General features: G+C 67.3%; 23 protein-coding genes and 2 tRNA genes. 9 read left to right on the top strand and 16 right to left on the bottom strand.

Going from position 1 to position 24,630, the window contains the following annotated elements; all coding sequences use genetic code 11:
• The first annotated feature begins 65 nt into the window (after positions 1–65).
• Positions 66–1,118, top strand: coding sequence for an ATP-binding protein (locus tag AACH32_RS20520; protein WP_338603824.1), 1,053 nt, complete (start codon positions 66–68; stop codon positions 1,116–1,118).
• 134 nt (positions 1,119–1,252) lie between these two features.
• Here the strand turns inward: AACH32_RS20520 and AACH32_RS20515 are convergent, their stop codons facing one another.
• Both AACH32_RS20515 and AACH32_RS20510 read right to left on the bottom strand, forming a co-directional pair.
• Complete coding sequence (locus tag AACH32_RS20515; RefSeq protein WP_338603820.1) at positions 1,253–1,891, bottom strand: hypothetical protein; 639 nt, start codon at positions 1,889–1,891, stop codon at positions 1,253–1,255.
• Positions 1,892–1,906: 15 nt separating this feature from the next.
• Positions 1,907–2,824, bottom strand: coding sequence for an MBL fold metallo-hydrolase (locus tag AACH32_RS20510; protein ID WP_338603817.1), 918 nt, complete (start codon positions 2,822–2,824; stop codon positions 1,907–1,909).
• Between the two features lie 186 nt (positions 2,825–3,010).
• On the opposite strand from AACH32_RS20510, the gene AACH32_RS20505 reads away from it, so the two are divergent.
• From AACH32_RS20505 to AACH32_RS20490, 4 genes are all read left to right on the top strand, one after another.
• The gene (locus tag AACH32_RS20505) at positions 3,011–3,343 is read left to right on the top strand and encodes a hypothetical protein (protein ID WP_338603814.1); all 333 of its coding nucleotides are present in this window, start codon (positions 3,011–3,013) and stop codon (positions 3,341–3,343) included.
• Between the two features lie 42 nt (positions 3,344–3,385).
• Entirely contained in the window at positions 3,386–3,901 is a 516-nt protein-coding gene (locus tag AACH32_RS20500) for a hypothetical protein (RefSeq protein WP_338603811.1), read from the top strand.
• Between the two features lie 81 nt (positions 3,902–3,982).
• Positions 3,983–4,417 carry a GlcG/HbpS family heme-binding protein gene (locus tag AACH32_RS20495; RefSeq protein WP_338603808.1) on the top strand — a complete coding sequence of 145 codons (435 nt, stop codon included), beginning with the start codon at positions 3,983–3,985 and terminating at the stop codon, positions 4,415–4,417.
• A 156-nt stretch (positions 4,418–4,573) separates the two neighbouring features.
• Positions 4,574–5,356, top strand: coding sequence for a DUF2971 domain-containing protein (locus AACH32_RS20490; RefSeq protein ID WP_338603805.1), 783 nt, complete (start codon positions 4,574–4,576; stop codon positions 5,354–5,356).
• An 82-nt stretch (positions 5,357–5,438) separates the two neighbouring features.
• Here the strand turns inward: AACH32_RS20490 and AACH32_RS20485 are convergent.
• Positions 5,439–5,523, bottom strand: a tRNA-Leu gene (locus AACH32_RS20485).
• A gap of 145 nt (positions 5,524–5,668) precedes the next feature.
• On the opposite strand from AACH32_RS20485, the gene rph reads away from it, so the two are divergent.
• The 3 genes from rph to AACH32_RS20470 all read left to right on the top strand — a co-directional run bounded on the left by rph (position 5,669) and on the right by AACH32_RS20470 (position 7,047).
• Complete coding sequence (gene rph / locus AACH32_RS20480) at positions 5,669–6,355, top strand: ribonuclease PH (protein WP_338603802.1); 687 nt, start codon at positions 5,669–5,671, stop codon at positions 6,353–6,355.
• A complete protein-coding gene (locus AACH32_RS20475) occupies positions 6,355–6,951 on the top strand; it encodes an XTP/dITP diphosphatase (RefSeq protein WP_338603800.1) in 597 nt (198 codons plus the stop codon). The genes rph and AACH32_RS20475 overlap by 1 nt, the downstream gene beginning before the upstream one ends.
• 19 nt (positions 6,952–6,970) lie before the next feature.
• A tRNA-Pro gene (locus AACH32_RS20470) sits at positions 6,971–7,047 on the top strand.
• A gap of 69 nt (positions 7,048–7,116) precedes the next feature.
• Here AACH32_RS20470 and AACH32_RS20465 read toward each other — a convergent pair.
• The 9 genes from AACH32_RS20465 to AACH32_RS20425 are packed head-to-tail and all read right to left on the bottom strand — an operon-like array spanning position 7,117 to position 17,233.
• Entirely contained in the window at positions 7,117–7,641 is a 525-nt protein-coding gene (locus AACH32_RS20465) for a hypothetical protein (RefSeq protein WP_338603798.1), read from the bottom strand.
• Positions 7,642–7,660: 19 nt separating this feature from the next.
• Positions 7,661–8,764 (bottom strand): S41 family peptidase, encoded by a 1,104-nt coding sequence (locus tag AACH32_RS20460; RefSeq protein ID WP_338606680.1) that lies wholly within the window; start codon positions 8,762–8,764, stop codon positions 7,661–7,663.
• Positions 8,691–9,710, bottom strand: coding sequence for a peptidoglycan-binding domain-containing protein (locus tag AACH32_RS20455; RefSeq protein ID WP_338603796.1), 1,020 nt, complete (start codon positions 9,708–9,710; stop codon positions 8,691–8,693). Before AACH32_RS20455 ends, AACH32_RS20460 begins: the two co-directional genes overlap by 74 nt.
• Before the next feature lie 7 nt (positions 9,711–9,717).
• The gene (locus AACH32_RS20450; RefSeq protein WP_338603794.1) at positions 9,718–10,218 is read right to left on the bottom strand and encodes a hypothetical protein; all 501 of its coding nucleotides are present in this window, start codon (positions 10,216–10,218) and stop codon (positions 9,718–9,720) included.
• 10 nt (positions 10,219–10,228) lie between these two features.
• Entirely contained in the window at positions 10,229–10,852 is a 624-nt protein-coding gene (locus tag AACH32_RS20445; RefSeq protein WP_338603791.1) for a glycine zipper domain-containing protein, read from the bottom strand.
• 57 nt (positions 10,853–10,909) lie between these two features.
• Entirely contained in the window at positions 10,910–12,502 is a 1,593-nt protein-coding gene (locus AACH32_RS20440) for a formylglycine-generating enzyme family protein (protein WP_338603788.1), read from the bottom strand.
• Positions 12,495–14,387: an FtsX-like permease family protein gene (locus AACH32_RS20435; RefSeq protein WP_338603785.1), complete on the bottom strand. Its 1,893-nt coding sequence runs from the start codon at positions 14,385–14,387 to the stop codon at positions 12,495–12,497. The genes AACH32_RS20440 and AACH32_RS20435 overlap by 8 nt, the downstream gene beginning before the upstream one ends.
• A 1-nt stretch (position 14,388) precedes the next feature.
• Positions 14,389–15,129 (bottom strand): ABC transporter ATP-binding protein, encoded by a 741-nt coding sequence (locus tag AACH32_RS20430; protein ID WP_338603782.1) that lies wholly within the window; start codon positions 15,127–15,129, stop codon positions 14,389–14,391.
• A 19-nt stretch (positions 15,130–15,148) separates the two neighbouring features.
• Positions 15,149–17,233: a VWA domain-containing protein gene (locus tag AACH32_RS20425; protein WP_338603779.1), complete on the bottom strand. Its 2,085-nt coding sequence runs from the start codon at positions 17,231–17,233 to the stop codon at positions 15,149–15,151.
• 329 nt (positions 17,234–17,562) lie between these two features.
• Between AACH32_RS20425 and AACH32_RS20420 the strand changes: the two genes are divergently transcribed.
• Positions 17,563–18,798: an MFS transporter gene (locus AACH32_RS20420; protein ID WP_338603776.1), complete on the top strand. Its 1,236-nt coding sequence runs from the start codon at positions 17,563–17,565 to the stop codon at positions 18,796–18,798.
• Between the two features lie 487 nt (positions 18,799–19,285).
• Here AACH32_RS20420 and AACH32_RS20415 read toward each other — a convergent pair whose 3' ends face one another.
• The 4 genes from AACH32_RS20415 to lpxC form a co-directional block, all read right to left on the bottom strand.
• Positions 19,286–19,723 carry a nuclear transport factor 2 family protein gene (locus tag AACH32_RS20415; RefSeq protein WP_338603774.1) on the bottom strand — a complete coding sequence of 146 codons (438 nt, stop codon included), beginning with the start codon at positions 19,721–19,723 and terminating at the stop codon, positions 19,286–19,288.
• Between the two features lie 2 nt (positions 19,724–19,725).
• Complete coding sequence (locus AACH32_RS20410) at positions 19,726–21,090, bottom strand: sigma-54-dependent transcriptional regulator (protein ID WP_338603772.1); 1,365 nt, start codon at positions 21,088–21,090, stop codon at positions 19,726–19,728.
• 10 nt (positions 21,091–21,100) lie between these two features.
• On the bottom strand, positions 21,101–23,365 hold the full coding sequence (locus AACH32_RS20405) for a sensor histidine kinase (RefSeq protein WP_338603769.1): 2,265 nt from the start codon (positions 23,363–23,365) through the stop codon (positions 21,101–21,103).
• 307 nt (positions 23,366–23,672) lie between these two features.
• Positions 23,673–24,599, bottom strand: a complete 927-nt coding sequence (gene lpxC / locus AACH32_RS20400; RefSeq protein WP_338603766.1) for a UDP-3-O-acyl-N-acetylglucosamine deacetylase — start codon at positions 24,597–24,599, stop codon at positions 23,673–23,675.
• Between the last annotated feature and the right edge of the window lie 31 nt (positions 24,600–24,630).

The raw sequence follows: 24,630 nt of genomic DNA, 5'->3' as shown, positions 1-24,630 counted from the left end.
CCAGCCGGGGCGGCGGGCTCACTTCCGGCCTAGTCAACCTGGGCCCACCGTGGCATTATGGGGGCATGGAAGCGACTCGACGCTACACCCGCCTGCGGTTCCCCCTGGTTCTGGTGCTGGTGATCTTCATCAGTTGGCTGCATTTTCGCCTGGGGCCAGACCAGGCGGTGGCCCACGTGTTTTTGCAGGACTTCTATTTCCTGCCCATTATCCTCACCGGCTTTTGGTGGGGGCCCTGGGCGGGGCTGCTCATCGCCTTGCTGGTCTCCGGGGTCTACGCTCCTTACGTGGCCCTGGTGCACAACTTGACCCCGGCCACCATGGCCTCGGCCGCCACCCAGATGGTCTTGTTTGTGGCCGTGGGGCTCTTGGTGGGTTGGCTGCGCCGCCGGGAGCAGGTCCACCAGCTTGCGGCTCGCCGGGCCGAAAACCTGGCCGCCGTGGGGCGGGCGGTGGCCAGCGTGGCCCACGACATGAAAACCCCCCTCATGGCCATCGGCGGCTTCTCGGCCCAGGTGCGGCGCAAGCTGGACCCGGAAGGCCCCGAGGCGCACAAGCTGGGGGTGGTGATCGAGCAGACCGCCCGCCTGGAAGACATGGTGCGCGAGATGCTGGACTTCTCCCGGCCCCTGGAGCTGCACCGCCAGCCCCTGGACCTGCGCGACCTGGCGGAGCGCACCCTGGAGGTGGCCGCGCCCCTGGCCGAGAGCCGGCAGGTGCGCCTGGCCAGCGACCTGGAGGAGGGCCTTCCCGACCTGGAGGCCGACCCCCAACGCCTGCAACAGGCCCTGATCAACCTCATCAACAACGCCGTGCAGGCCTCGCCGCCCCAGGGCGAGGTGAGCCTGGACGCCTGGCGCCAGGGTGATTACGTGGCGCTGGCCGTGTCCGACCAGGGCGAGGGGGTGTCTCCGGCCGAGCGCGGGCAGATATTGCTGCCCTTTTTCACCACCAAGAAGGAAGGCACCGGCCTGGGCCTGCCGGTGGTGAACAAGGTGGCCGAGGCCCACGGCGGCCGCCTGGAGATAGGCGACAACCAGCCCCACGGCGCGGTGTTTCGCCTGGTCCTGCCCTTGCAGGCCGAGACGGCCAAAAGCGACGCTACCGCTGATTCCTAGGCCCCGGAGGGGGCGGAGACAACCCCGGCCTTACATCACCTAGCGATCACCCGACAACCTGTGCCCGTCGCGAACAGTGTGCGGCGGCGAGGCGATGCCCGGCCCGGGCGCGGCCCCGGGATGGTGGGCAAGGTTCAGCTCTTGATGTAGGCGGCGAAGCGCTTTTTCACCTCTTCGGGGGTGCGGATGGACCAGGGCTCCAGCAGGTCGCTCTCGAAAAGGCGCTGGGGGCTTACCCGCGAGGGATGCCATTTCTTGAGCAGGTCGCTTTCGCGGTATTCGGGCAGGCAGTACAGGGAAAAGGCCACCAGCTCCGAGCAGAACCAGGTGGAGCGGCTGTTGAAGGGGTTGCGCCACTTGGCCAGCAGGTTCCAGTGGTCGCCCACCTTGACCAGCTTGTCCAGGAGCATGCCGAAGATGCCCACAAAGGAATAGCCTTGGCCCAGGTGGGCCCGGGCCGCGTCCAGGACCATGGCCGCCCGTGCGGAGTTCATGCCCTTGGGCCGCTTGAAGTAGACCTCGCACTCGTGGCCGAAGTAATGGCTCAGCCGGTTGCGCACCACCCCCTGGCCGGTGGCCTCGATGCAATAGGTCGCGTTCTCCACCAAAAAGGCGTGGGACACCTGCACCCCGCTCAGCGCCTCGTCGCCGGTGACGATGGTGATGCCCTCGCTGACAAAAGCGCCGGGGGTGAAGGAAAAGCCCACCAGGCCGGGCTCGTAGTTCACGCCGTAGGACGGCTTCACGTAGATGCGCTGGTTGTCTTGGGGCATGGGCGGTTTCCTTAATTAGAGGGTCAATACGCCCCCCAGGGGCAGGTTGTACACCTGGCTGGCCAGCACCGGGTCGTCGGCCAGCGCCTCGCGCAGGAGCCTTTGGCTGCGCCCCAGGGACTCGTTGCACAGGGTGAAGGTTCCCCAGTGCACCGGCACCATGCGCTTGGCTCCGGACTGGCGGAAGGCCTCCAGGGCGTCATGGGGGTTCATGTGGCGGGGCCGCAGGAAATCGCGCCGGTTGGAGGCGTCGATGGGCATCAGGGCCAGGTCCAGGTTGAACGAGCCGGGCAGCTCGGCAAAGGCGGGGCACATGCCGCTGTCGCCGGGGTAGTAGACACTGCGCCTCGCGGAGGTAACCACGAAGCCGCCGTAGCCGTATTTCCGGAAGTCCAGGGTGATCCAGTGGCGGCCCCCCAGGTGCTTGCCCGGCCAACAGGTGATGTTCAAGCCCTTCACCGCGGCCCGGTCGCCCCAGTCCAGGTCGATGGCGTGCACCGGGTGCTTGGGCTCCAGCTTGGCCTTGGCATAGCCCGCCACCCCCCGCGCGCCCACGATGGTCAGGGGCGCGGGGTTGTGGGCGGCCACGGCCCTCAGGCTGGGCAGGTCCAGGTGGTCGCCGTGGGCGTGGGAGAGTAGCACCAGGTCGATGGGCGGCAGCTGATCCACCTCGAGCGGCGGTGCGGTGCGCCGCTTGACCATCTTGGCCATGGCGAAACGCCGGGAGAACATGGGGTCGGTCAACAGGTGCTTGCCGTCCAGGCCCATGAGCACCGTGGCCTGGCCCAGGTATTGGACAAAGTCGCCCGCCCGCTCGGGGCGGCGCTCCGGCTCGGGGGCGGGCCGGGTGGGGCAAAAATTGCTGGCCAGCAGAGCCCCGAAAATCAGCATGTATTCCCAGGGCCAGGCCAGCATGCGGCCGATGCCTTTCATCTTCCCTCCCCCAGGCAAGAACACGCCGGACAAACACCTACGGTATCCCTATATTTTTGATTAGCACACCCAGGGGCGCGGTGTCCATGGGCCTGTTTCCCCGGACGGCGGCCGCTTGACGCCCCCCCGGCCCTTGGGTAGCTTTATCAAAAGCTTGATTCGACAACCGCAGCCAGGGAGGCAGCCGTGGACGTGGCCGTAGCTTGGGAAAATCTGGTGCAGGCCATCGCCGCCATAGAGGGGGGCGAGGGCGATTGGGAAATTCTCGCCGCCACCTGCATGGCCGCCATGGAGATTCTCTTGGAGTACCCGCCTGAGGAGGTGCTGGAGGTCATCGAGGCCTCGGACATGCCCACCCGGGCCACGGTCAGTTGGCTGGCCTGGGAGGGCTCCAAGCTGGGCGGCCCCAACGCCGAGCGCAGCCGGGGCCTGGCCGCCTGCTGGCAACAGGCCAACCCCGGCCGGGAGCTCATCGCCGCACCGGCGGGCGCCAGCCAACAGCCCATGATTTTGCAATAGCCCGGCCCCCACGCCTTGGCCGGGCGGCCTCCGGGAGGAGCCATGCCCCCCGCGCCCATGCCCAGCGGGCCGCCCTGGTCCGGCCCCGGCCAGTGGGCCCAAGCCAACCAGGCCCTTGACGCCCTGAGCCGGCTTCCCGCCTGCGCCCCGGCCCGGTCCCTGGCCCACGAGTTCGCCGCCGCCCGTCTGGCCCTGGCCCCCTTCATGGAGCGCCTCTGCGCCGCCACCTGTCCCCGCTGCCTGGATCCCTGCTGCGTGCGCGCCCGCCTGTGGTGGGGCTTCGCCGACCTGGCCTTCTTGCACCTGGCCGGGCTGCCCCTGCCGCTTAAGCAAATCAGCTACGCCCCCGGCGGGGCCTGCCCCCACCTGGGCCCTCACGGCTGCCGCCTGGCCCGGCCCCTGCGCCCCTGGGTCTGCGACTGGCACCTCTGCCCCGCGCAGAAGGCGCGCCTGGGCGGCTGGCAGGAAGCGGAGCGCCGCGAGCTGTCCCAGGAGCTGGAGCGGGCGCGGGCGCTCAGAAAAAAGATGGTGGAGGCGCTGGTGGAGGGGGCGGGGTGAACCTGCCAAGGGGCTTGCCGCATAATGGGGATAGATGCCCTCTGAGCGCGAACCGCCTTACCGAGAATGGGAGAAGCCGTCATGCCCGAGCTGAGTCTGGCCCAAGCGGAGATCATCGCTGACGAGACCCTGAAAAAGGGGCGGGAAATCAAGGCCAAGCCGCTGACCGTGGTGGTCCTGGATCAGGGCGGCCACTACAAGGTGGTCAAACGCGAGGACGGCTGCGGGCTGCTCCGGGCCGACATCGCCCGGGCCAAGGCCTGGGGGGTGTTGGGCATGGGCCAGGCCGGCCGCGAGCTGGCCCGCCGCGCCGAGAGCATGCCGGTGTTCTTTACCGGCCTGGCGGCCATCTCCGGCGGCAAGCTGGTGCCCCTGCCCGGCGGGGTGCTGATCCACACCCCCGAGGGCGAGCTGGTGGGCTCGGTGGGGGTCAGCGGCGACCTGTCGGAGGTAGACGAACAGTGCGCCGTGCACGGGATCAAGGCCGCCGGGCTGGTGCCCGAGACCGGGGAGTAAGCGCGGCAGTTCGCCTGGGTTGCGGGACGAAAGCGGGGGGCGGGATATGGTTGGGGGAAGCAAGAGGGTTGAGAAAGAGAGTGGTGGGGGATTTGGTGTAAGGGGCAGGGACAACCGTACCACAAGAAAAGCCCATTAAAAGTCACGGGGGGCGTAATGCCTGAAATTCCAACTCATCTATTTCGTTATTTTTCCATTAATGACCAAACAAACTTTAAGTGGATAGAGTCAATATTTTCAGAAAGAAAACTTTTCTTTCCAACCGCGGATATGTTTAATGATCCTTTTGACTGTAATGTAGATTTGGTTCGCTTTTCAAGAGATAAGGAAAAATGGAAACAATATATGGAAGGCATGGCCAAGAGAAAGCACCCCGATTGGAATAGAAGCACTCGTAGATCATGGGTAACGAAGCAAATTAACAACCGAATATATGATAAGATTAACTTTAATACTATAAGAGAAAACTTGAAAAAAAGGTTTTATCAAAATGGTATCCTTTGCCTGACTGAAGTGCCTGATAATTTGTTAATGTGGTCTCATTATGCGAACGGACATAGAGGATTTTGTCTATGTTTTGAGCACAACAATCCCTTTTTTGGAGAATCTGTCCAAGTTGAATATATTGAAGAATACCCCGAGATAACTGGTCCATCATATCCAGAAGAAGAGGAAATAAGGGCAACAGTTTTTTCAAAGTCCAAAATTTGGGAATACGAGAAAGAATGGCGTCTTGTTAAAATCGGAGGAGGAAAACAAGACCATGTTTATCCAGAGGGGGCACTCAAGGCTGTATTTTTTGGATGTCAGATGGAGAATACACATAAACATATGATATTTAAGTGGGCAAACTCCATGAGTATTGTCCCAGAAGTATTAGAATACCGAAGAGAAAAAAGAATTTTTGGTTTGAAGCCGTACCAATGGAAACTTACCTAGTATTTGTTTTTAGGATTGTCGTCAAAGAAATATAGCTAGGGCATTAACCCCATACACGACTTTCTCAAACAGATTCGTGTTTTGGTGGGAGCGGGGGGACTCGAACCCCCATGCCTTGCGGCACTGGCTCCTAAGGCCAGCGTGTATACCAATTCCACCACGCTCCCGTAGCGCAGGCCCCAACTCTAAGCCAAGCTCGGCCGGGCGTCAACCGCCTGATGGCCATATCGTGGGGCTTTCCGGCGGGTTGACACCCCTGGGGGCCTAAGCTAGATTTAGCCCACTCCCAAGCACTTGAAAAAGGAGGCCCTCTTGCGGCCCTACGGTCGAAAGCCCCTGGAAATGCGTCCCTTGAGCCTCGCCACCGGGGTCAACCCCTATGCCGAGGGCAGTTGCCTGGCCAGCTTTGGCCAGACCCAGGTGCTGTGCACCGCCTCGCTGGAGGACAAGGTGCCCGGCTGGCTGGATGGCGGGGGCAAGGGCTGGGTCACGGCCGAATACGCCATGCTGCCCCGCTCCACCCACACCCGCACCGGGCGCGAGCACCGCAACAAGGGCCGGGCCCAGGAGATCAGCCGCCTCATCGGGCGCAGCCTGCGCATGGCGGCGGACCTGCCGGCGCTGGCCGGGCACACCATCCGCCTGGACTGCGACGTGCTGGTGGCCGATGGCGGCACCCGCTGCGCCTCCATCTGCGGCGGCTGGGTGGCCCTGGCCCTGGCCATGAAAAAGCTGGGCCTGGCCCCTTCGCGCCAGGTGGCGGCCATCAGCCTGGGGCGCATCGCGGGCGAGCTGCGCCTGGATTTGTGCTACGCCGAGGACTCCACCGCCGAGCTGGACCTGAACCTGGTGCTGGCCCCCGAGGGGCTGGTGGAGGTGCAGGGCACCGGCGAGGACGGCCTGTTCAGCCCCGAGGAGCTGGCCCTGTTGGTCAAGGCGGGCATGGGGGCCGGGCGCGAGATTTTCGCGGCCCAGCTGGCCGCCCTGGAGGCGGCCTAGTGGAGCTGGTGCTGGCCTCGGGCAACCCCGGCAAGCTGGCCGAGATCGCGGCCATCTGCGCCCCCTGGGGCATAGAGGTGGTCACCGCCTCCTCCCTGGGCTTCACCGACGAGGTGCCCGAGACCGGCGAGACCTTCGAGGACAACGCCCGGCTCAAGGCGGTGGCGGTGGGCCGTGCCCTGGGCCGACCGGTGTTGGCCGACGACTCGGGCCTGGTGGTGGAGGCGCTGGACGGCGCGCCGGGGGTGCACAGCGCCCGCTACGCCGGGGAGCACGGCGACGACGCGGCCAACTGCGCCAAGCTGCTCACGGCCATGCTGGGGGTGCCGCCGGCCAAGCGGGCCGCGGCCTTTGTTTGTGTTATGCTTTGCCGGCGGCCCGACGGGGCCGAGCTGGTGGCCACGGGACGCCTGGAAGGGCGCATCGCCCCGGCCCCGGCCGGGCACAACGGTTTCGGCTACGACCCGGTGTTTTTTTTGCCGGAGCGGGGGCTCACGGTGGCCCAGATTCCGGCGGCGGAGAAAAACGCCATCAGCCACCGGGGCCGGGCCCTGACCCAGTTGGCCCGGGAGCTGCGCGGCTTCCTGGGCGGGTAGAGAAGAAGACAGTTTAGGTCGGGGCGTGGCGCAGTCTGGCAGCGCACCTGCCTTGGGCGCAGGGGGTCCCCGGTTCAAATCCGGGCGCCCCGACCAGTTTTCAACCTGTCTTTTTCCGCCGCGCCTCCCGCCCCGCCCCGCGCGCGGGCCTCGCCCCGTTCCCCCTCAATAGCGATAAGGCAAATCCTTGCGTTGCAGCCAAAAGGCGCCGGGCCAATCGCCCAGCAGGCCGCGGCGCAGCTTCTCGACCTGGGCGTAGTAGGGCCCGGCCAGCACGCTGTAGGAGACGCCGCAGCCCTTGGCCCGGGCGGGGCAAAGAAATATCTCCCCAGCCAGGCGGTGGCCCTGGAGCCAGGCGGCGACCCGGTCGCGGAACTGGGGCTGGGGCACCGTGACCATGATCGTCACCGGGCCGCCCTTGTTCGCCAAGGCCTTGGCGTCTTTCAGGGCGTTGGCGGTTTCATCGAAGCGGTTGACCTGGATGAACCAGTCCGCCGGGTTGGGCGGGGTGGGCTTGGCTGCGGCGGAGGCCTGCGGGGCCTTGCCTTCCTTGATGCCCAACACGCCCACTCCCCGCCGGTCCAGCACCTTCAGCCGCTCCTGGGCCTGGCCTCTGGTGGGCTGGGGCGGCAGGCAGGCGAAGAACTTGCCCTGCGAGGAAGATACCAGCTCCGAGGCCGTGGGAACCAAGGCCAACTCCGGAGGCATCTTATCGGCAAAGGCCAGGATCTGTTCCCGCGCGGCCGGGGCGCTGTCGCGGGGCGTGTCCAGGCAGACGTAATAGTTGGTGGCCGAGGCAACGGGCGGGGGGACCACCCTTTTCAAAAAGGTGGCCGGGGCCGCGCCTTTGGCCGGGGCCGGGGCAGGCGGCGACGCGGGGGCCTGGCGCGGGGCCGGTGGTGGCGGCCAGGTATTGCGCGAGGCCGGGGTTTTCGCCGGGCAGGGGCAGGCTGGGGCGAAGGCCCTTGTGGTTCCAGGTGTGGCCGTCCGGGGCCAGCAATTGGCCGTCGGTGAGCACCAGGGCCGAGCCGTCTTGCAAGGGGAAGACCTTCTGGGTGGAGGCCTTGCCGAAGCTGACGGTGCCCACCGAGCGGGCCACCTGGTTTTGCACCAGCGCGGCGATCATCAGCTCGGCCGAGCTGGCGGTGTAGCGGTCTTGCCAAAGGAACAAGGGGCCCTCCAGCTTGAGGGGCGCCTGGCGGCTGCGATAGGTTTTGCTCTCTTCCCGGCGGCGCAGGGTGACGATGGTTTTACCCAGGGGCAGCAGCAGGTCGGCCGCGTCCACCCCGGCGAAGAGGCTGCCCCCCCGGCAGGAGCGCAGGTCGATGACCAGCTTGTCGCCGCGCTTGGCCTGGGCCAGCGCCTGGCGCAGCAGGTCGGGGGTGGAGCTGTCAAAGCGCAGCACCCGCACCAGGAGCAGCCCCGGCCGGCGGCTATGGCTAACCGCCGTGTTGTCCAGGGCCCGGCGCTGGAGGCGCACCCGGCGCTCGCCCTGCGGGGTTCGCAGCACCAGGCTCACCCGGCTGCCCACCGGCCCGCGCACCAGATCGCCCACCGCCAAGAGCGAGAGCCCGGCCACCTGCCGGCCGTCCACGCTGACCAGCCGGTCGCCGCTGTGGATTCCGGCCTTTTCGGCCGGGGAGCCGGGGTGGGGCAGGCACACCAGTGCGCCGGAAGGCTCGCGGTAAACGTCCATACCCACCCCGGAGTAACCGGCCTTGCCCGAGTTTTTGTGGGCCTCATACTCCCGGGGGCTCAGGTAGGTGGAGTAGGGGTCCAGGCCCTCCAGATAGCGCCGCAGCGCCTGGCGCACGATCTGGCGGCCGCTCTGTTTCTCCAGGGCCTCTTCCTGGATCTTCAAAAAGGCCTGGTAGAAGAGAAACATGTTCTGGTCGTTGGTCCAGGCCTGGCCCGGCGGCTGGGCCGGGGCCGGGGCCGCCAAGCCCAGGGCCAGCAGCAGGGCCCCGACGGCCAGGACCAGTTTGGCGGCAGTAATTGCGGGCCAGGCCATACAGGTTGTCCTTGCGGCCGCCCGAGAGGCGGTGGGCCTTGCCCTGGTCAAAGGCGGCGGTCTGGCCCGGCCGGTAGCGGCCTCCCCAGTCGCCGAAGGGCACCGGGCTGTAGCAGTGGCGGCGGCGGGGAACGCAGAACCAGTCCTTGGCGTTCACCCCCTTTTCACCGGGGTTGTAGCGATAGCTGAGGCGCTCCGACAGGGTGACCCACACCCGGCCCTCCTCCAGGGAGCGCACCTGGCCCACGTAGACCAGAAGCCAGGCCCCGCCCTGGGGCAGGCACTTGGCGCGCTCCAGCACGTACACCTCGTCCCCCGGTTGCAGGGCCGTCCGGGAGGGCGCGGGAGAGGGGGCCGCCGAGGGCGGCGCGGGCTTGGGCTTGGCCGGGGTAGGGGCCGGGGCGGCCGGGGGCGGCGGTGGCTCGGGCCCATCCCGGGGCCCCGCCTGGTACCAGGGCCTCCCGCTGCGCCTCCGCTCCCTGGCCGCGGCCTTGAGGCGCGCCCAGGTCTGCTGGTCCAGGTTGCCGTCGGCGGGGGCCAGGCGCTGGTCCTCCTGGAAGCGCATCAGCGCCCGGCGCATCTGCTCGGTGTCCATCACAAACCGGCAATCGCCCGGCTGGTAACCGGCTTCGCTTAGCAGGGAACAGACCTCCGCCGGGGTCACCGAGGGCACCTGGACCAGGTCGTGGGGCGTGGCGCAGGCGGCGCAGAGCAGCAGCAGGCATAAGGTCAAAAATCGCTGGGCCATGATTTTCCTACAGGCCCGTGCGGGCCAGCACCTCTTCCTCCAACTCGGCGATCTCTTTTTGCAGCTGGGCGATCTGGGCCTGCAGCTCGGGCACGCTCAGATTTTTCTGGCCGCGCAACTGGCTCAGCTTGCCTTGCAGCTCGGCCCGGCGCTTGAGCAGCGCCTCCACCGCTTGCCGGTCCTGGGCGTTTTTTATCTTGCCCTGCTGGATGGCCCGGCGCATCTTGTCCAGTTCGGCGCTGGTCACCTGCATGCGGGCCTGCGAGGCGTCCAGCTTTTGGCGCTCCTGGGCCATCTGGCTCTCCAGGGCGCTGCCTTGTTGGTTCAGGCTGGCGTTCTTGGCCTGCAGTTGGGTCAGCTGTTGCTCGCGCTGGGCCTGTCTTTGCTCGTAGTCGCCCCGGTGCACGAAGTAGTCGAAGAAACCGCCCTTGGCCGGGTCGGAGGTGGTGTGGCAACCGGCCAGCCCGGCGCAAGCCAGCATCAGCAGCGTCAATGCGACTTTGAACATCTTGGCTTTCCTACATGGTGTTGATGGGCAGCTGGGCCAGCACGTTGAGTTGGCTTTCCAACTCCCGTTGGCGTTCCTGCAGGGTCTTGACCGAGGCGAGCAGCTCCTGTTTCTGCTTGTCGCTTTCTATCTTCTTGTTGCCCAGGATGTATTGGGTCTGCTCGATCTCCTTGGTCACCTCGGCCATCAGTTCCTTGGTGCTGGCTTGCTCGGCCTCCACCTTGGCCTTCTCCTGGGCCAGTTGGGAGGCCTGGAGCTTGTTCTGCTTGGCCATGGCCTGCATGCGTTTGCCCCCGAAGCGCATCTCGGCCAGCTTCTTTTCCATGGCCTGGTTGTGGGCCAGGGCCCGCTGGTTCAGGTTCTCGGTCTGGGTGATCTGGGAATCCAGCCATTGCTCCTGGGTGGCGTACTTTTTCTGCTCGTTGTCCACCTCGTTGCCCACCAGGGCCCCCGCGCCCGCGCCCAGGGCCGCGCCGATGGCCGCGCCGCTGCGTCCGCCCACCAGATAGCCGATCACCCCGCCGACCACCGCGCCCACTCCCGCGCCGGTGGCCACGGTTTCCTGGCTCTTGGTGGCGCAGGCCCCGCTCAGGGCCATAACCGCGACGAGCATCACCAACATCACTTTGCGCATTTTCTTTCTCCTTGCCTGGGGCCGCGCCGGTCTTCGGCCAGCCCCTGTAGCCCCGGTTCAGCGGGGGCCGGACGCCTGGTTCGGGACGAACAGGGCCTGCCGCAGATCCCCGACCCAAGCCGCCTTGTCGGCCTGCTTGGCCTTCAAATAGCTTTGATAGTGCCGCCCCAGCAGTTGGTTGATCTTCACCTTCTGGGGACCGGCCGCCTGGTTGACCAAAAGCTTGCGGTGCTCCTCCAGCTGCCCCAGCACCACCTCCCGGCTGTAGAGGCGGTCCATGAGGTCCAGTTGGGCGAAGTACTGCTCCAGGGATTCCTCGCGGGCCACCTGATTGTCGTGCAGGTTCTGCTGGGCCCGGCGGCGGCGCTCGCTGCTTTGGCTCATCTGGACGATGGGTTTTAGGTACATCTCGTTGAGCATGGTCTTGTAGGTGGCGTAGAGGCAGTAGACCGCCGTGCGGATGGTGACCAGGGCCGAGTCGCTCTCCACCTTGCGCATCTTGGTGGCGGCCTGGCGCAGCTTGGCCTCCAGCTGGTCGAGCTGGGGGTCCACCGCCTTGAGGGCCTGGGGGCTCACCCGGCCCAGAGTGTCGCGAAGCTGTTGCCAGCCCGCCTGGGAGCCGCCCAGGGAGACCCCGAACACCGGTTGCCCGCCCTGGCCGTAGCGCTCGTAGATTTGCTTGAGCCGGGCCACGTCTTGGCGGGAGGCGGTGGCCAGGGAGGCGATGACCAGGCGCAGGCCCACGTCGTTGCGCGTAAAGGGCTTGCCGTTTTTATAAAGGGGCATCTCCGCCCGCAGGCTGGGCAGGCACTGCTCGGCCCCGTCCTTCATGGTCGAACCGCCGCGCAACGCGTAGCCCCCGCTGCGCCCGGCGGTGTACTCCACCCGGAACAGGGAGGAGGTCATCTCGGCCACGTTGCCCAGCAGGTCGTAGAAGCCCAGGGGGTGGGGCTTTTTGAGGCCCACCGCCCGCACCCGGGGCGGGGCGCGCACCACCTCGGGAAAGCACCACTCGTGCACGACAGTTTGGTTGGGGCCGTAGGGCGTGCGCTGAAAATATTGGCTGGGCTCGATGAGCCCGCCGCCGCGCGCCGCGAACTCCCATTCCACCTCGTCCGGCAGGCGCAGGTAGGTCGCCCCGGCGTCCGCGGCCCCGGCCGAGCGGGGCAGCTTGTCCGGGGCGTTGGCCGCCAGCCACTGGTTGTAGAGCTTGAGAAACTCCTGGGCCTGGAACCAGGAGACCCCCGTGACCGGTTGGGCGCTCTTCATCAGCTCCGAGCGCGAGCGCCTCGGGGGCGGGGGCATCAGGGAATAGAACTGGGCCTCGGTGACTTCGTACTTGCCCAGGTAGTAGACCCAATCCTCGCTCCCGGCCCGGGCCAGGTTGAAGGCCCCGCTGATCTCCACCTGGGTGGGGGTCTGGTAGAAAATGTCACCCTCGCCCCGGCCCACCCATACCATGCGGGTGCCCAGGCCCTCCATGCTTCGGCCCAGGTGCACCGGCCGAAAGACCATGCGCGCCCCGTCCGGCAGAGGCAGGGACAGGTCGCCCGCTTGGGGGTGGGGATCGTGGATGTCCGCCCAGGCCGCGCCGCCCCCCAGCAGGACGGCCGCGGCCCAGACGAGCATCACCAGGGAGGCTCTATTCATCGCGCAAAGCCTCGGCGGGCTCGATGCGGCTCACCCGCAAGGCGGCCAGCACCGCGGCCAGGGCGGCCACCGCCAGGGTGGCGGCCAGGGCCAGGCCCAACTCCTGCCAGGGCAGACGGCAGAAGCTCTCCCCCGGGTGCAGGTGGGCGGCGAACAGGGTGTTGATGGCGTAGGCCAGCAGACCGAAAAAGCCCAGGGCCAGCCCAAAGCCGCCCCCGGCCAGCGCGGCGCCCTGGTACACCGGGAAGCGCAGCAGCGCGCTACGGGGCAGGCCGATGAGCCGCAGCACCGCCAGGTCGCGCTTCTTGCGCTCCACTGAGGCGTAGAGGCTGGCCACCAGGGAGGCGGTGCCCCCGGCGATGCCCACCGCCGCGATGAGCCAGAAGATGAGGCTCAGATAACGGTCCAACTCCTTGACCTGGAGAATCTCGGCCGCCTTGGTGCGCACCTCGATGCCTTGGGACTCGAAATGCTCCTTTAGCCCGGCCACGTCGTCGATGCTCCGGGCGTAGAGGCGGAAGGCGGCGTAGCCCCGCCGGTGCAGGAGGAAGCTGTGGTGCTCCGGGTCGTAGCGCACCGGGCGGGTCTGGCCCAGGCGCAGCACCCCGGCCAGTTCGGGGGGAATGAAGCTCATCCCCGGCCGGGGCGAGGCCTGGGCGCTCAGGCTCACCGGGAACACCAGCTCCCCTTGCGGCAGCTGCAGGCGCAGGCGCAGCTCGCCTTCCGGGGCCCGCACCTCCGGGGCGGGCATGAGGCTCAGGCGCGGAGCCTGGCCCTGGGCCAAGGCGGGCCAGGGCGGGGCCGGGGAGGGGCGCGCCGCCGGGGGCAGCGCTTCGCCGCCGTCCGGCAGGGCGTAGAGCTTTAGCCCGGCCAGGGTTTGGCCCGCCGGGCCGACAAGCTCGGCCTCCTGCGGCGCGGTCCAGGCAAACAGCCCCGGCTTTTGGCCGCGCAGGCGGATGCGCACGGCCTCCAGGTTCTTGTCGTCCACCGGGCTGGAGGCCCCGGAGGCGGAGGCCGAGGCGCCGCCCAGGGTGGCCAGGAAATAGGTGTGCGTCTCCGGGGGGAAGCTCAGGCCGCTGAGCCGAAGCACCTCTTCGCGGGCCATGGGCTCGGCCCGGTGAAAGCCGGTGTTGTTGCGCAGGGAGATGAGGGTGGTCTTGTCCAGGGGAGCCGGCAGGGCCACCACCGCGCCGTCATACAGGGGATAGGCCAGGGGCAGGGAGCCGGGCCAGCCGTAGGCGGGCACCGCCTCGCCGTCCTTGTAGCTCTCCATGGCCTCCAGCACCGGCAACAGCACGAACAGGCGGGCCTGGGAGGTGGCCCGCGCCTCGGCCACGCCGGCCACCTTGAGCTCCATCTCGCCCTTTTCATAGACGCCCTGGCGCCGCCGGGCGGTGGCCACCACCAGGGTGTCGCCCGGCTTGGCCCCCAGCTTGCGCGCGGCCTCCTGGCTCAGCACGCACTGGCCCTCCTCGGGGGGGCGGGCCTGGTTTAGCAGCAGCAGGGGATCGCCCGGCGCGGTGGGCACGATCTCCATGCGCGTCTCGCCCTGGCCACCCTTGAGGCGCGCCAGCACGCTGGCCGAGAGCTGGCGGGTGTTGGAAATGGCCACCTCCACCTCGGGCCGCGCGTTCAGGCGCTCGATCCATTGGCGGGTGTAGGAGCGGCTGACGCTGGGGCGAATCTCGCGGTTCACCGGGTTTTCGATGAGCCGGTGGCGCAGGGTCTCGATGGTGCCGTGCTTGAGGCCGAACAAGAGCAGCAGAGGGGCCAGGATGGCCGACACCGCCAGGGTGAGGCACAGGCTCAGTATCCACTCGTGACGTAGGTCGGCCAGGGACAGGCGCAACACCAGGGCCCGGTCGGATTTTTGCCGCGCGCCCATGTCAAGCAGCCTCCAGCAGGGTGGAGCGGGTCAGGGTGTCGTCCAGGGGCTCCACCAAAAAGGTGTAGGTGCGGTCGGCCGAACCGCGCACCAGTTCGTGATCATGGGTCACCATGATCAGGGTCGTGCCCATCTCTCTGGTCAGCCGCTTGAACTGGTCGCGAATCTTGGTGGCGGTGAACTTGTCCACCGCCGCGGTGGGCTCGTCGGCCAGCACCACCGGGGGGCGGTGGGCCAGGGCCCGGGCGATGGCCGCCCGCTGCCGCTGGCCCCCGGAGAGGAACTGGGGCTTCTTGCGGGCCTGTTTCTCGATTTCCAGGATGGCCAACAGCTCCTCCACCCGGTCGCGCCCGCCCGCCTGGCCGTTCAGGCGGCAGGGCAGGCGGGCGTTGTCGCCCACCGAGAGGAAGGGCAGCAGGCCGCCGGTCTGCAACACGTAGCCCAGGTGGACCCGGCGCAACCGGGCCAGGGAGGCCTCGTTCTGTCGCATCAGGTCGTGGGTCTGGCCCCCGGCCCGCAGGCTGAACTCTTCGCAGCGGCTGGGGGAGAGCACCAGGCCCAGCAGGTCCAGCAAGGTGCTCTTGCCGCAGCCGCTGGCCCCCACGATGGCCACGAACTCGCCCCGGCCGATATCCAGGCGGGGCACGCACAGCTCAAAGGCGCTACCCCCCTTGGCCCTTTGCTTGACCACCTGGCGCAGGCAATACACCACCCCCCCGTCTTGGGGCTCCGGGCTTGGCATGTTTTCCTCCCTCGCCCGGTCAGGGCATCAGGCTGAGCTTGACCGGATAGACGTACTGGTCCTTGTCGTCGCCCTGGTTGAGCTGCACCCACTGGTCGGCCTGCTCGTGGATGTCCTGGTAGGCCTGAATCTTGCCGTCCAACTCGTCCATGAAGCGGTCCTGCTCCATGGCGTTCCAGCTGGCCCAGGTCTCGCCGGTGAGGGCCATGATCTTGCTCTTGTAGGGCAGGCCCTTGAGGAACTCCGGCACCAGGCCGCTGTCGCTGTACTTCTTGGCGCTCAGGATCTTGTCCGGGTCGGCCCCGCCGAGCACCGCCACGTTCTTGAGTGACTCGAAAAAGCCCTGGCCGCTCTTTTGGCCCAGGCGGCCCGCCTCGATGATGGTTTGCAGGGCCTTGACCAGCGAGTCCAGTTGGCGCTTGTTGAGCAGCACGCACACGTCCAGGCTGGGTATGGCCGGGTTCTCCAGGTCGCGGTCCATGGCAAAGGCGGTGATGTCCTTGGGGGCCTGGGCCCCGGTGGCCTTGCCCAGCCACTGCACCTGGGCCGCGCGGATGACCTCGGCGATCTGCGCCGCCTGGGAGGCCGGCGCCGCCGGCGCGGCGGATGCCGCCGGTGCCGAGGATGCCGCCGGTGCGGCCGGAGCGGCGGCCATGACCGCACCGCTTTGCCCCTTTTGCAGGGCCGCCACCATGCTCTCGGCCACCAGCTTGGATACCTTGGCGAAGTCCTGGGGGTCGTTGCCCTGGATGGGGAAGTAGGCGGCCTTGTCGGTGCCGGGGTTGGTGGCCAGCTTGGCGAACTGCCCCTCGCCCACCTGGTGATAGGAGCTCAGGCGCGGGTCGGGGTATTTGATGTGCATGGAGAACAGGTAGACCTTTTTCTCGTCGGCCAGGGTGCGCAGGATGTTCTCGTCCTTTTTGCTGCTGTTCCACTCGTGGCCCAGGGGGTGGCTGGGGGCGTCGCCCACCAGCACGATGAAGCGCAGGGCGTCCCCGGTCCACTGGGTGTTGAGGATGGCCTGGTCCACCCCGCCGAAGACGTCTTCCTCAAAGCCTTCGCTGCCCACGTTCGCCTCGCGCACCGTGGACAAGGTCTGGCCAAAGGCCTCCACCTCCTGCAACTGGGGCGTGAAGTTGCGGGTGTCGAACTCGATGCCCCGGATGGTCTCGCTGTCGCGGTAGCCCCACAGACCGAAGCGGATGTTGCTGCCCAGGTCGTGGCCACCGGCCATTTTCTGGCTGAGCAGGGCGCTGGTGTCCAGGATGGTCTTGAGGGTGGCCTCGATGAACGGCCGCATGGACTTGGTCATGTCCATGACGTAGACGATGTCGATCTTCTGGTCCTTGATCTTCTGCGCCGCGTCACCGGAGTCGGCGGCCACCAGGGCCTGTTGGCGCTCCTGCACGTTGGTGCGCACGTTGCTGGAGCCGCGCCCGGCGGCGGTGGCCGCGGCCAGCTTGACCAGGGTGGTGTAGAAGGTGTCCACCTCCAGGTTCACCGCCTCCAACACGGGCATGAGATAGAACTGGGTGCGCGGGTCTATCCAGCGCTTGGGCTCCACGGCCACCACCGGGAAGTCCTTGGGTAGCTGTTTGCCGCCCGCCTCGGCGATGGTTTGGTAATAGCCCTGGGCCTGGGCCAGGCGTTGCTCCTGAGGCTGCTTGACCATCTGCTGCAGGGTCTTGATCTCAGAAAACATCAGCACCGGCTTGCGGCCCTCTGGCGAGGTGTAGAGCAGGCACATGGCGTGTTTCCAGGGCATGACGTCCGTGGCCTTCATCCAGCCCTTGACCTGGCCCCGGTCGTTGGGCCCCACCTCGTACCAACCCTCCTCGGCGGTCTTGGACACCGCCTGGGCCTGCTGGGGCTGGGTGTAGACGTAGAAGGGCTGGAAGGTGCGCACGTTGGCCTCCACCACCTCGGCCCCTTCCTTGGGCTCCTTGTAGATCTTGGCAAAGGGCCGGGCCACCACCCTGAGGTACATGGCCTTGGTGCCCTGGATGCGCACCGGCTTTCTTTCGCCGGCCGCCATGGCGCTCCAGGAGAGGGCCAGCAGCAGGGCCAGGACGAGGCTAAGAGGCAAAAAGACTTTTCGGGCCATGGTTTCCCCCCGTGGCTGGTCCGGCCCGCGTCCGGGGCCGGAGCTTGATTTTTGCGAGGCCGGGGGGTAGCCATGGCGCGCCTCCGGGGCGCGGCGATGCGCTCGGATTCCCCCCACGGACGAGGCCGCCCGGCGGCCTGGCCGGGCCCGACGCCCAAAAATAAAAAACGCCCCCCTCCCCGCGTGGCGGGGAAGGAGGCGGTCATGGCCTCTAAACAGGGCGGTCCTGGCCCTGCTCGACATCTAATTAGCAAATGAGGCCGGAAGCTGTCAAGCCCGCGCTGATTGACGCCTGGGTTCCAGGGCGCCATTGGCGTAGAATGGGGCCCATGCCGCGTAGCAAATTCCATTGGGCCTGGGTGATCCTGGCCGTTTGTTTCGCCGACGTGTTCATCAACTTCGCGGCGCGGCTGGGCTATGGCCTGGTGCTGCCGGAGATGCTGGGGCCCCTTAACCTCTCGCGCACCGGCGCGGGCACCATCTACAACGCCTACCTGCTGGTGTACCTGATCTTCACCCCTTTGGCCGGCTACCTCAACGACCGGGTGGGGGGCCGGGCGGTGCTCACCGTCTGCGTCCTGATCCTGGGCCTGGGCCTGGTGGGCCTGGGCGCGGCTGACGGCCTGGGTGGCGCGGCGGCCGCCTTCGGCCTAGCCGGGATGGGGGCCGCGGGCATGTGGGCCCCGCTCATCGCCCTGGTGCAACGCTGGTTCGCGCCGCGTCGCCGGGGCCTGGCCCTGGGCATTCTCTCCACCTCCTACGGCCTGGGCCTGGCCTGCCTGGGGCTGGTGTTCCCGCTGATCGTGGGCTCCCTGAGCTGGCGCTGGGCCTGGTGGATTCTGGGCGGCGCGGCCCTGGTGATGGTTCTGATCAACGGCCTGTTTTTGCGCAGCACCCCCGAGGGCGCCGGGGTAGCCCCCTGGGGGCCGCGTCAACCCTACGAGCCCGCGCCGGGGGGCCGGGCCGCCCCTACCTGGCAAAAGGGCCTGCTGGGCCCGGTGCTCCGGGGGCGGCTGTTCTGGAACATCGCCCTGTCCTACTTCTGCGTGGTCTACGCGGTGTACGGGGTCACCACCTTCATGGTGGACTACGCCCAGCATTCCCTGGGCCTGCCCATGGCCCAGGCCAGCCAACTGGCCACCCTGCACGGCCTGGCCCAGGCGGCGGGGGTGCTGGTGCTGTTGCCGCTGAGCGACCGCTGGGGGCGGCGCAACACCATCTTGCTGGCCAACGGTGTGGTGGCCCTGGCGGTGCTGGGCATCCTCTACTGGGGCACCTCCTGGGTTCCCCTCATGGTGATGGTGGGAATCCTGGCCTTTTTCTTCGGCGCGGTTTTCCCCATGTACGGGGCCTGCGCGGGGGACTACTTCCCCCACCGGGTGATGGGCACGGTGGTGGGCATGTGGACGGTGGCCAACGGCCTGGCCAGCATCAGCGTGCACTGGGTGGCCGGGGCCCTGCGCGACTACACCGGCGGCTACGAGCTGAGCTTCATCATCGACGCGGCCATGGCCGCCCTGGGCCTGTTGCTGATGCTTCGGGTGCCCAACCACCGCCAAGGGTAGGCCGACTAGGCCGGGCCGCAATGGGCCTGGAGTTTACCGCACCGCCTCTCTTGCCTTCAGCCATAGAGTCATCGCGGGGAGCATCCCGGCAGGGGATGCGACGCGGCGACCTTCGCTTTCCCCCAGGCGGGAAGGCTGGAGGGGGAGAAGGTGGTTTGGCCCTGTCTGGCCGCGTAGGCATGACAAGGGAAACGGAAGATTGCCGCGGCCGGGCAGGAGAGGCGGCCTGCTTCGGCCGGAGGCCGGACGCTGCCCGGCCTCGCAATGACGGCTATTGGCTATAGGGAATTGTTGGGCTTCGCTGCGCTCAACCCAACCTACACCAACGCTAGATTTTTTTGCTACGACCGCCGACCTTTGCTCAGCGGCCCAGCCAGGGGTTCGTGGGCAAGGCGTCGGGCTAGCGAGACCCGCAGGCGTATTGCCCAATACGCCGAGGAGGTTAGCGCCGCCCGCAACGCAGCCCACGGGCGCCCGGCTGGGCCGCCTACACCACAGGTGTAACGCCGTCCTGGCCCTGTTCCCACACGTTGAACACCGCCTCCCACACCGCGATCTTGCCGTCCCTGAGGGTGAGGAACTCCATGCCCTTGCCCTGCATCTTTTTGCCGGTGGCCGCGTCGATCCAGGTTCCGGTCCAGGAGTCGCCCAGGACGTCGCCGGTTATGGCCTGGAAGCTCTTGACCAGGCGGTAGTCCTTCTGGCGGGCGAAGCGGGCGGCCACCCAGGCCTTGGCCGCGGCCTTGCCTTTTATCTCGGGCAGGTCCGCGAAGCGGATGACGACGTCCTCGGTCCAGCCTTGGGCCAGGGCCTCCACGTCCTGCTGGTGGAAGGCCTCCACGAAACCGGCCACCATGGTCCGGGCCTGGTCCAGGGTGAGGCAGGAGGGGACGGTGGCGGGGTAGTCGTTCTCAGGATTGCTCATGCCTAATCTCCGTTGCCGGCCTTGATGCCCAGGCTCTTGAGCTTCTTGTGCAAGTGGCTGCGCTCCAGGCCCACCTCCTCGGCGGTGCGCGAAACGTTGCCCTGGTTTTGCTTCAGCTTGCCCTCCAGATAGGCCTTTTCAAAGGCGGCCTTGGCGGACTTGAAATCGCCGTCGAAAAGCTCGGGCAGGGGGAGGGCCGGGGAGGCGGCCCCGCTCATCTCCGGGGGCATGTGCTCCAGGCCGATCTCGCGGTCCGGGCAGAGAATCCACAGGCGCTCCACCAGGTTCTTTAGCTCGCGCACGTTGCCCGGCCAGGGCTGGGCGGCCAGCACCTCCAGGGCCTGGGGCGTGAAGTGCTTGAGCGGCTGGTTGTGCTTTCGGGCCAGGTGGCGCAAAAAGTCCCCGGCCAGCTCGGGCACGTCGCCCGCCCGCTCGCGCAGGGGCGGCACGTGGATGGGGATGACGTTGAGGCGGTAGTAGAGGTCCTCGCGGAAGCGGCCCTCGGCGATCTCCTGCTTGAGATCCTTGTTGGTGGCGGCCAACACCCGCACGTCCACGGAGATGGTCTTGGTGCCCCCCACCCGCTCGAAGCGCTGCTCCTGCAGGATGCGCAGGATCTTGGCCTGGGTCTTCAGGCTCATGTCGGCGATCTCGTCCAAGAACAGGGTGCCCTGGTGGGCCAGGTCGAACTTGCCGCGCTTCTTGCCGGTGGCCCCGGTGAAGGCCCCCTTTTCGTGGCCGAACAGCTCGCTCTCGATGAGCTCTTCGGGGATGGCGGCGCAGTTGACGTCCACGAAGGTGTGGGCCGCCCGCTTGCTCTGACGGTGGATGGCGTGGGCCACCAGCTCCTTGCCGGTGCCGTTCTCGCCGGTGATGAGCACCCAGGAGTCGGTGGGGGCCACCTGGGCGATGGCCCGGCGCACCTGCTCTATGGCCTGGCTGGTGCCGGTGATGGAGGGGGCCTCGGCCTTGGCCCGCAACAAGAGGTTCTCCTCGGTGAGGCGGCTCATGGCCAGGCCGTTGCGCACGGCCAGGATGATCTTGTCCATGTCCAGGGGCTTTTCGATGAAGTCGTAGGCCCCCAGGCGGGTGGCCTTCACCGCCGTCTCCACCGTGCCGTGGCCCGAGATCATCACCACCGGCAGCTCGGGCAGGCGCTTTTTCACCCGCTCCAAGACGCTGAGCCCGTCGATGCCCGGCAGCCACACGTCCAGGAGCATGATGTCGGGCACCTCCTGCTCCAACAGGCTCAGGGCGCTCTCGCCGTCCGGGGCCTCGGAGATCTCGTAGCCCTCGTCGGAGAGAATGCCCCCCAGGCTGGAGCGGATGGATGGCTCGTCGTCCACGATCAGCACTTGGGCCAGCAAAACTTTTCTCCTATAGCTCCCGCGCCCCGCGGGCGGGCAGCTCCACTATGAGCCGGGCCCCGCTGGGCTGGTTGTCCTGCACCCGCACGTAGCCGTTGTGGTCGGCCACGATGGTGCTGACGATGGTGAGCCCCAGGCCGGTGCCCCCCTTCTTGGTGGAGAAATAGGGCTCGAACAGGCGGATCTTGTCTTCCGGGGGTACTCCCGGCCCGCTGTCCTCCACCTCCAGGCGCACCATGTTGAGGATCTCGTCGTAGCTCAGGCGCACCACCACTTGGCGGGGCGGCTCGCTTTTTTGCACCGCGGCCACGGCGTTGTCCAAAAGGTTGATGAGTACCCGCGACATCTGCTCTCGGTCCAGCTCGAACACCGGGATCTTGCCCTCCACCTCCAGCTCCAGGTTGACCTCGGGGTGGCCGCTCTTGAACAGGCTCACCGCGTCGGCGGCGATGGTGGTCAGATCGGCCGGAGCGGGGTTGGCCGAGGGCAGGCGGGCGAAGGTGGAGAACTCGTTGACCAGGCGGCGTAGCTCCTCCACCTGCTGCACGATGGTGCGGGTGCATTCGTCGAACACCGGGTCGTCCGGGGACACCCGCTCGCCGTAGCGGCGCATGAGCCGCTGGGCGCTGAGCTTGATGGGGGTCAGGGGGTTTTTCACCTCGTGGGCGATGCGCCGGGCCACCTCGCGCCAGGCGGCCATGCGCTGGGCCTTTTCCAGCTCGCTCAGATCCTCGAACACCACCACCATGCCCAGGTTGCGCCCCTGCTCGTCCTTGAGCAGGCCCAGGTGCACTATGAGCGAAAGGCTCTCGCCGCCCAGGGTGAGGCGCATCTGCCGGTCGATGGTGCCCGCCCCGCCGGGGATGAGGCTGGTAAGCATGCGCTCGATGACGACGCGGTTTTCCTCGTCCACCAACTCTTTCCAGGGGCGGCCCACCACCGAGCCCCCCTGCACCTTCAACAGGCGCTCGGCGGAGGGGTTGACGGTGGCCACCTTGCCCTCGGCGTCCACGGTGATGACTCCGGCGGCCACGCTCTTGAGCACGATCTCCATGTAGCGCCGCCGCCGGTCCAGCTCCAGGTTGGTGCGGCGCATCTCGGTCTGGGCCTCGTCCAGGCGGGCCTTGGAGGTCTTGAGATCGGCGGTCATGCGGTTGAAGGCGTTGACCAGGGTGCCGATCTCGTCGGGCCCGGCCCCGGTGATGTGAAAGTCGTAGTTGCCCCCGGCCACCCGCTGGGTGCCCTCGGCCACCTCCCGCAGGGGGTCGGTGATGGTGCGGGCCAGACGGAAGCCCAGCCAGGTGGCCACGAAGACGATGAGCAGGGTGACGATGGACAGGGTGATGAACAGGTTGGTGCGGATGGGCTCCTTGAAGGCCTTGAGCTGGCGGTAGCCCTCCAGGCCCTTGCGCACCTGCCGGCTGCGGGCCAGCGCGCCGGGGGGCAAGAGCTGATAGGCCACCACCGCGCCGATCACCTTGGGCTTCATGTCCTTGCGCGGCTGCATCACCGGCTGGATGGCCGCCGCGAAGTCGCCGGTGGGGGCGGGTTGCAGGTGGGTCAGGGGCAGGCCGGTGGAGATGGAACGGCTGAGCATCTCCATGGGCAGGCCCTGCAAATGGCTGGCGTGGGTGCCGCTCTGAGTCGCCTGGGCCAACGGCTGCAGATCGTCGGAAAACACCTTGGCCCCGGCCAGGTCGAAAAGGGCCCGGCGGCTCTCCAGGAGCTCGTCGAGCTTTTCGTCGGGCCGCGACAGGCGGTAGCCCCGGCGCTCCAGCTCGTGGGCCAGCACCCCGGCGAAGTGGCTGGACTCCGAGGCCAGTTGGCGGCTGTAGGCGTCGGAGACCTCCATGGCGTCGAAGAGGCTTTTTTCCACCTGGGCGCTGAACCAGTATTCCATGGAAGCGCCCACGAACTGGAAGGCCGCGAACAAAAGCAGGATGGTGGGGGCCAGGGAGAGCAGCACGAAGGTGCTCACCAGCTTGGTCCTCAGCCGGGCCCCCCACACCCCCTTGCGCCGCTCCATGGTCATCTTGACCAGGTTGCGGAACACCAGGAAGATGACCAAGAGCAACAACAGCGCGTTGACGTTGATCAGGGCGAAGACCAGCAGGGAGCTGCCCATGGGCAGGCCCTGGGCCATGTCCACCACCTGGGTCTCCACATAGGTGATCACCGCCACCAAGACAAGGGCGACGATGATGATGACCCGCTCGCGCTTGCGGCGACGAATCTCCTTGGCGCGCTCGGCCTGGGCGGTGGTGTCGGCGACCATGGCCCCTCGTGGGAGATAGGGGATAAATGCAAAATCAAGGCTATGTTACGTTAGGGGGCCCGGCCTGGCAAGCGGTAGGAAGTAAGGATCTAGGCCTGGGCCAGCCTCAGGCGGGTGGCCGCGGCATGGGCCAGGGTGCGGGCGATGGTGCGCAGACGGCTTTCCCAGGCGGTGCGAAGGCGCTCCACGGCCGCTTCCAGGCCCGCCCAGTCGGGCTCGGCGGCGGCCTAGGAAGGCGTCTCATTATTTCAGCAAAAAAACGCCCCGGCGGGGTGCCGGGGCGGGGGATGCTTGGCTTGGTCTCGGTCTAGGCGGTGGCCGCCACCCGGTCGAACAGGGGCAGGGGCTCCTCGACGTACTGGGGGATGTCCTCGGGGCCGGGGGTCACCAGCTCCCAGGCGGTGGGGTCGGCCAGGAACTTGCGGAACAGCTTGTTGTTCAGGGCGTGGCCGGACTTGTGGGCGGTGAAGGCCCCCACGATGGGGCGGCCCACCATGCCCAGGTCGCCGATGAAGTCCAGCACCTTGTGGCGCACGAACTCGTCGGGGAAGCGCAGGCCGTCCTCGTTGAGCACCTGGTAGTTGTCCAGCACCACGGCGTTGTCCAGGCTGCCGCCCAGGGCCAGGCCGTTTTCGTGCAGATAGCGCATGTCGCGCAGGAAACCGAAGGTGCGCGCCCGGCTGATATCCTTGTCGTAGGCCTTCTCGTCCAACACGAAGCCCATCTTCTGGCGGTGGATCAAGGGGTGGTCGAACTCGATGGTGAAATCCACCTTGAGCTTCTTGGAGGGGGCCACCTTGATGTGCTTGCCGTTTTCGCTGACCTCCACCTCCCGCTTGACCCGGTAGTACTGCCGGGGCCTGCCCTGGGAGGTGAAGCCGGCGCCACGCATGAGAAACACGAAGGGCGCGGCCGATCCGTCCATGATGGGGATCTCCGGCGCGTCCACCTCCACCAGCACGTTGTCCACCCCCAGACCCGACAGGGCCGAGAGCAGGTGCTCCACGGTGGAGATGGTCACCCCGTCCATGCCCACGGTGGTGGACAGGTCGGTGGAGACCACGTGGTTGACATCGGCGGGAATCAGGGGCGAGGCGGGCAGGTCGGAGCGCTTGAACATGACTCCGGTGTCCGACTCGGCCGGGCGCAGGCAAAGGTTAACGGTTCTGCCGCTGTGCAGTCCGATTCCGGTGCAAGATACGGGGCGCATTAAGGTGCGCTGGTGACGATTCATTAAGTCGGCTCCTCGTGCGGACATAACTCTG

The organism is Desulfoferula mesophila (assembly GCF_037076455.1).
Classification (GTDB): domain Bacteria; phylum Desulfobacterota; class Desulfarculia; order Desulfarculales; family Desulfarculaceae; genus Desulfoferula; species Desulfoferula mesophila.
This window is presented reverse-complemented; position numbering and strand designations above follow the sequence as displayed.

Bases quoted from the DNA above. Each gene is read 5' to 3' on its own strand.
- AACH32_RS20520 (WP_338603824.1), top strand. From the start codon at position 66: ATGGAAGCGACTCGACGCTACACCCGCCTGCGGTTCCCCCTGGTTCTG.
- AACH32_RS20515 (WP_338603820.1), bottom strand. From the start codon at position 1,891: ATGCCCCAAGACAACCAGCGCATCTACGTGAAGCCGTCCTACGGCGTG.
- AACH32_RS20510 (WP_338603817.1), bottom strand. From the start codon at position 2,824: ATGAAAGGCATCGGCCGCATGCTGGCCTGGCCCTGGGAATACATGCTG.
- AACH32_RS20500 (WP_338603811.1), top strand. From the start codon at position 3,386: ATGCCCCCCGCGCCCATGCCCAGCGGGCCGCCCTGGTCCGGCCCCGGC.
- AACH32_RS20495 (WP_338603808.1), top strand. From the start codon at position 3,983: ATGCCCGAGCTGAGTCTGGCCCAAGCGGAGATCATCGCTGACGAGACC.
- AACH32_RS20490 (WP_338603805.1), top strand. From the start codon at position 4,574: ATGCCTGAAATTCCAACTCATCTATTTCGTTATTTTTCCATTAATGAC.
- AACH32_RS20455 (WP_338603796.1), bottom strand. From the start codon at position 9,710: ATGGCCCAGCGATTTTTGACCTTATGCCTGCTGCTGCTCTGCGCCGCC.
- AACH32_RS20450 (WP_338603794.1), bottom strand. From the start codon at position 10,218: ATGTTCAAAGTCGCATTGACGCTGCTGATGCTGGCTTGCGCCGGGCTG.
- AACH32_RS20445 (WP_338603791.1), bottom strand. From the start codon at position 10,852: ATGCGCAAAGTGATGTTGGTGATGCTCGTCGCGGTTATGGCCCTGAGC.
- AACH32_RS20440 (WP_338603788.1), bottom strand. From the start codon at position 12,502: ATGAATAGAGCCTCCCTGGTGATGCTCGTCTGGGCCGCGGCCGTCCTG.
- AACH32_RS20435 (WP_338603785.1), bottom strand. From the start codon at position 14,387: ATGGGCGCGCGGCAAAAATCCGACCGGGCCCTGGTGTTGCGCCTGTCC.
- AACH32_RS20430 (WP_338603782.1), bottom strand. From the start codon at position 15,129: ATGCCAAGCCCGGAGCCCCAAGACGGGGGGGTGGTGTATTGCCTGCGC.
- AACH32_RS20425 (WP_338603779.1), bottom strand. From the start codon at position 17,233: ATGGCCCGAAAAGTCTTTTTGCCTCTTAGCCTCGTCCTGGCCCTGCTG.
- AACH32_RS20420 (WP_338603776.1), top strand. From the start codon at position 17,563: ATGCCGCGTAGCAAATTCCATTGGGCCTGGGTGATCCTGGCCGTTTGT.
- AACH32_RS20415 (WP_338603774.1), bottom strand. From the start codon at position 19,723: ATGAGCAATCCTGAGAACGACTACCCCGCCACCGTCCCCTCCTGCCTC.
- AACH32_RS20405 (WP_338603769.1), bottom strand. From the start codon at position 23,365: ATGGTCGCCGACACCACCGCCCAGGCCGAGCGCGCCAAGGAGATTCGT.
- lpxC (WP_338603766.1), bottom strand. From the start codon at position 24,599: ATGAATCGTCACCAGCGCACCTTAATGCGCCCCGTATCTTGCACCGGA.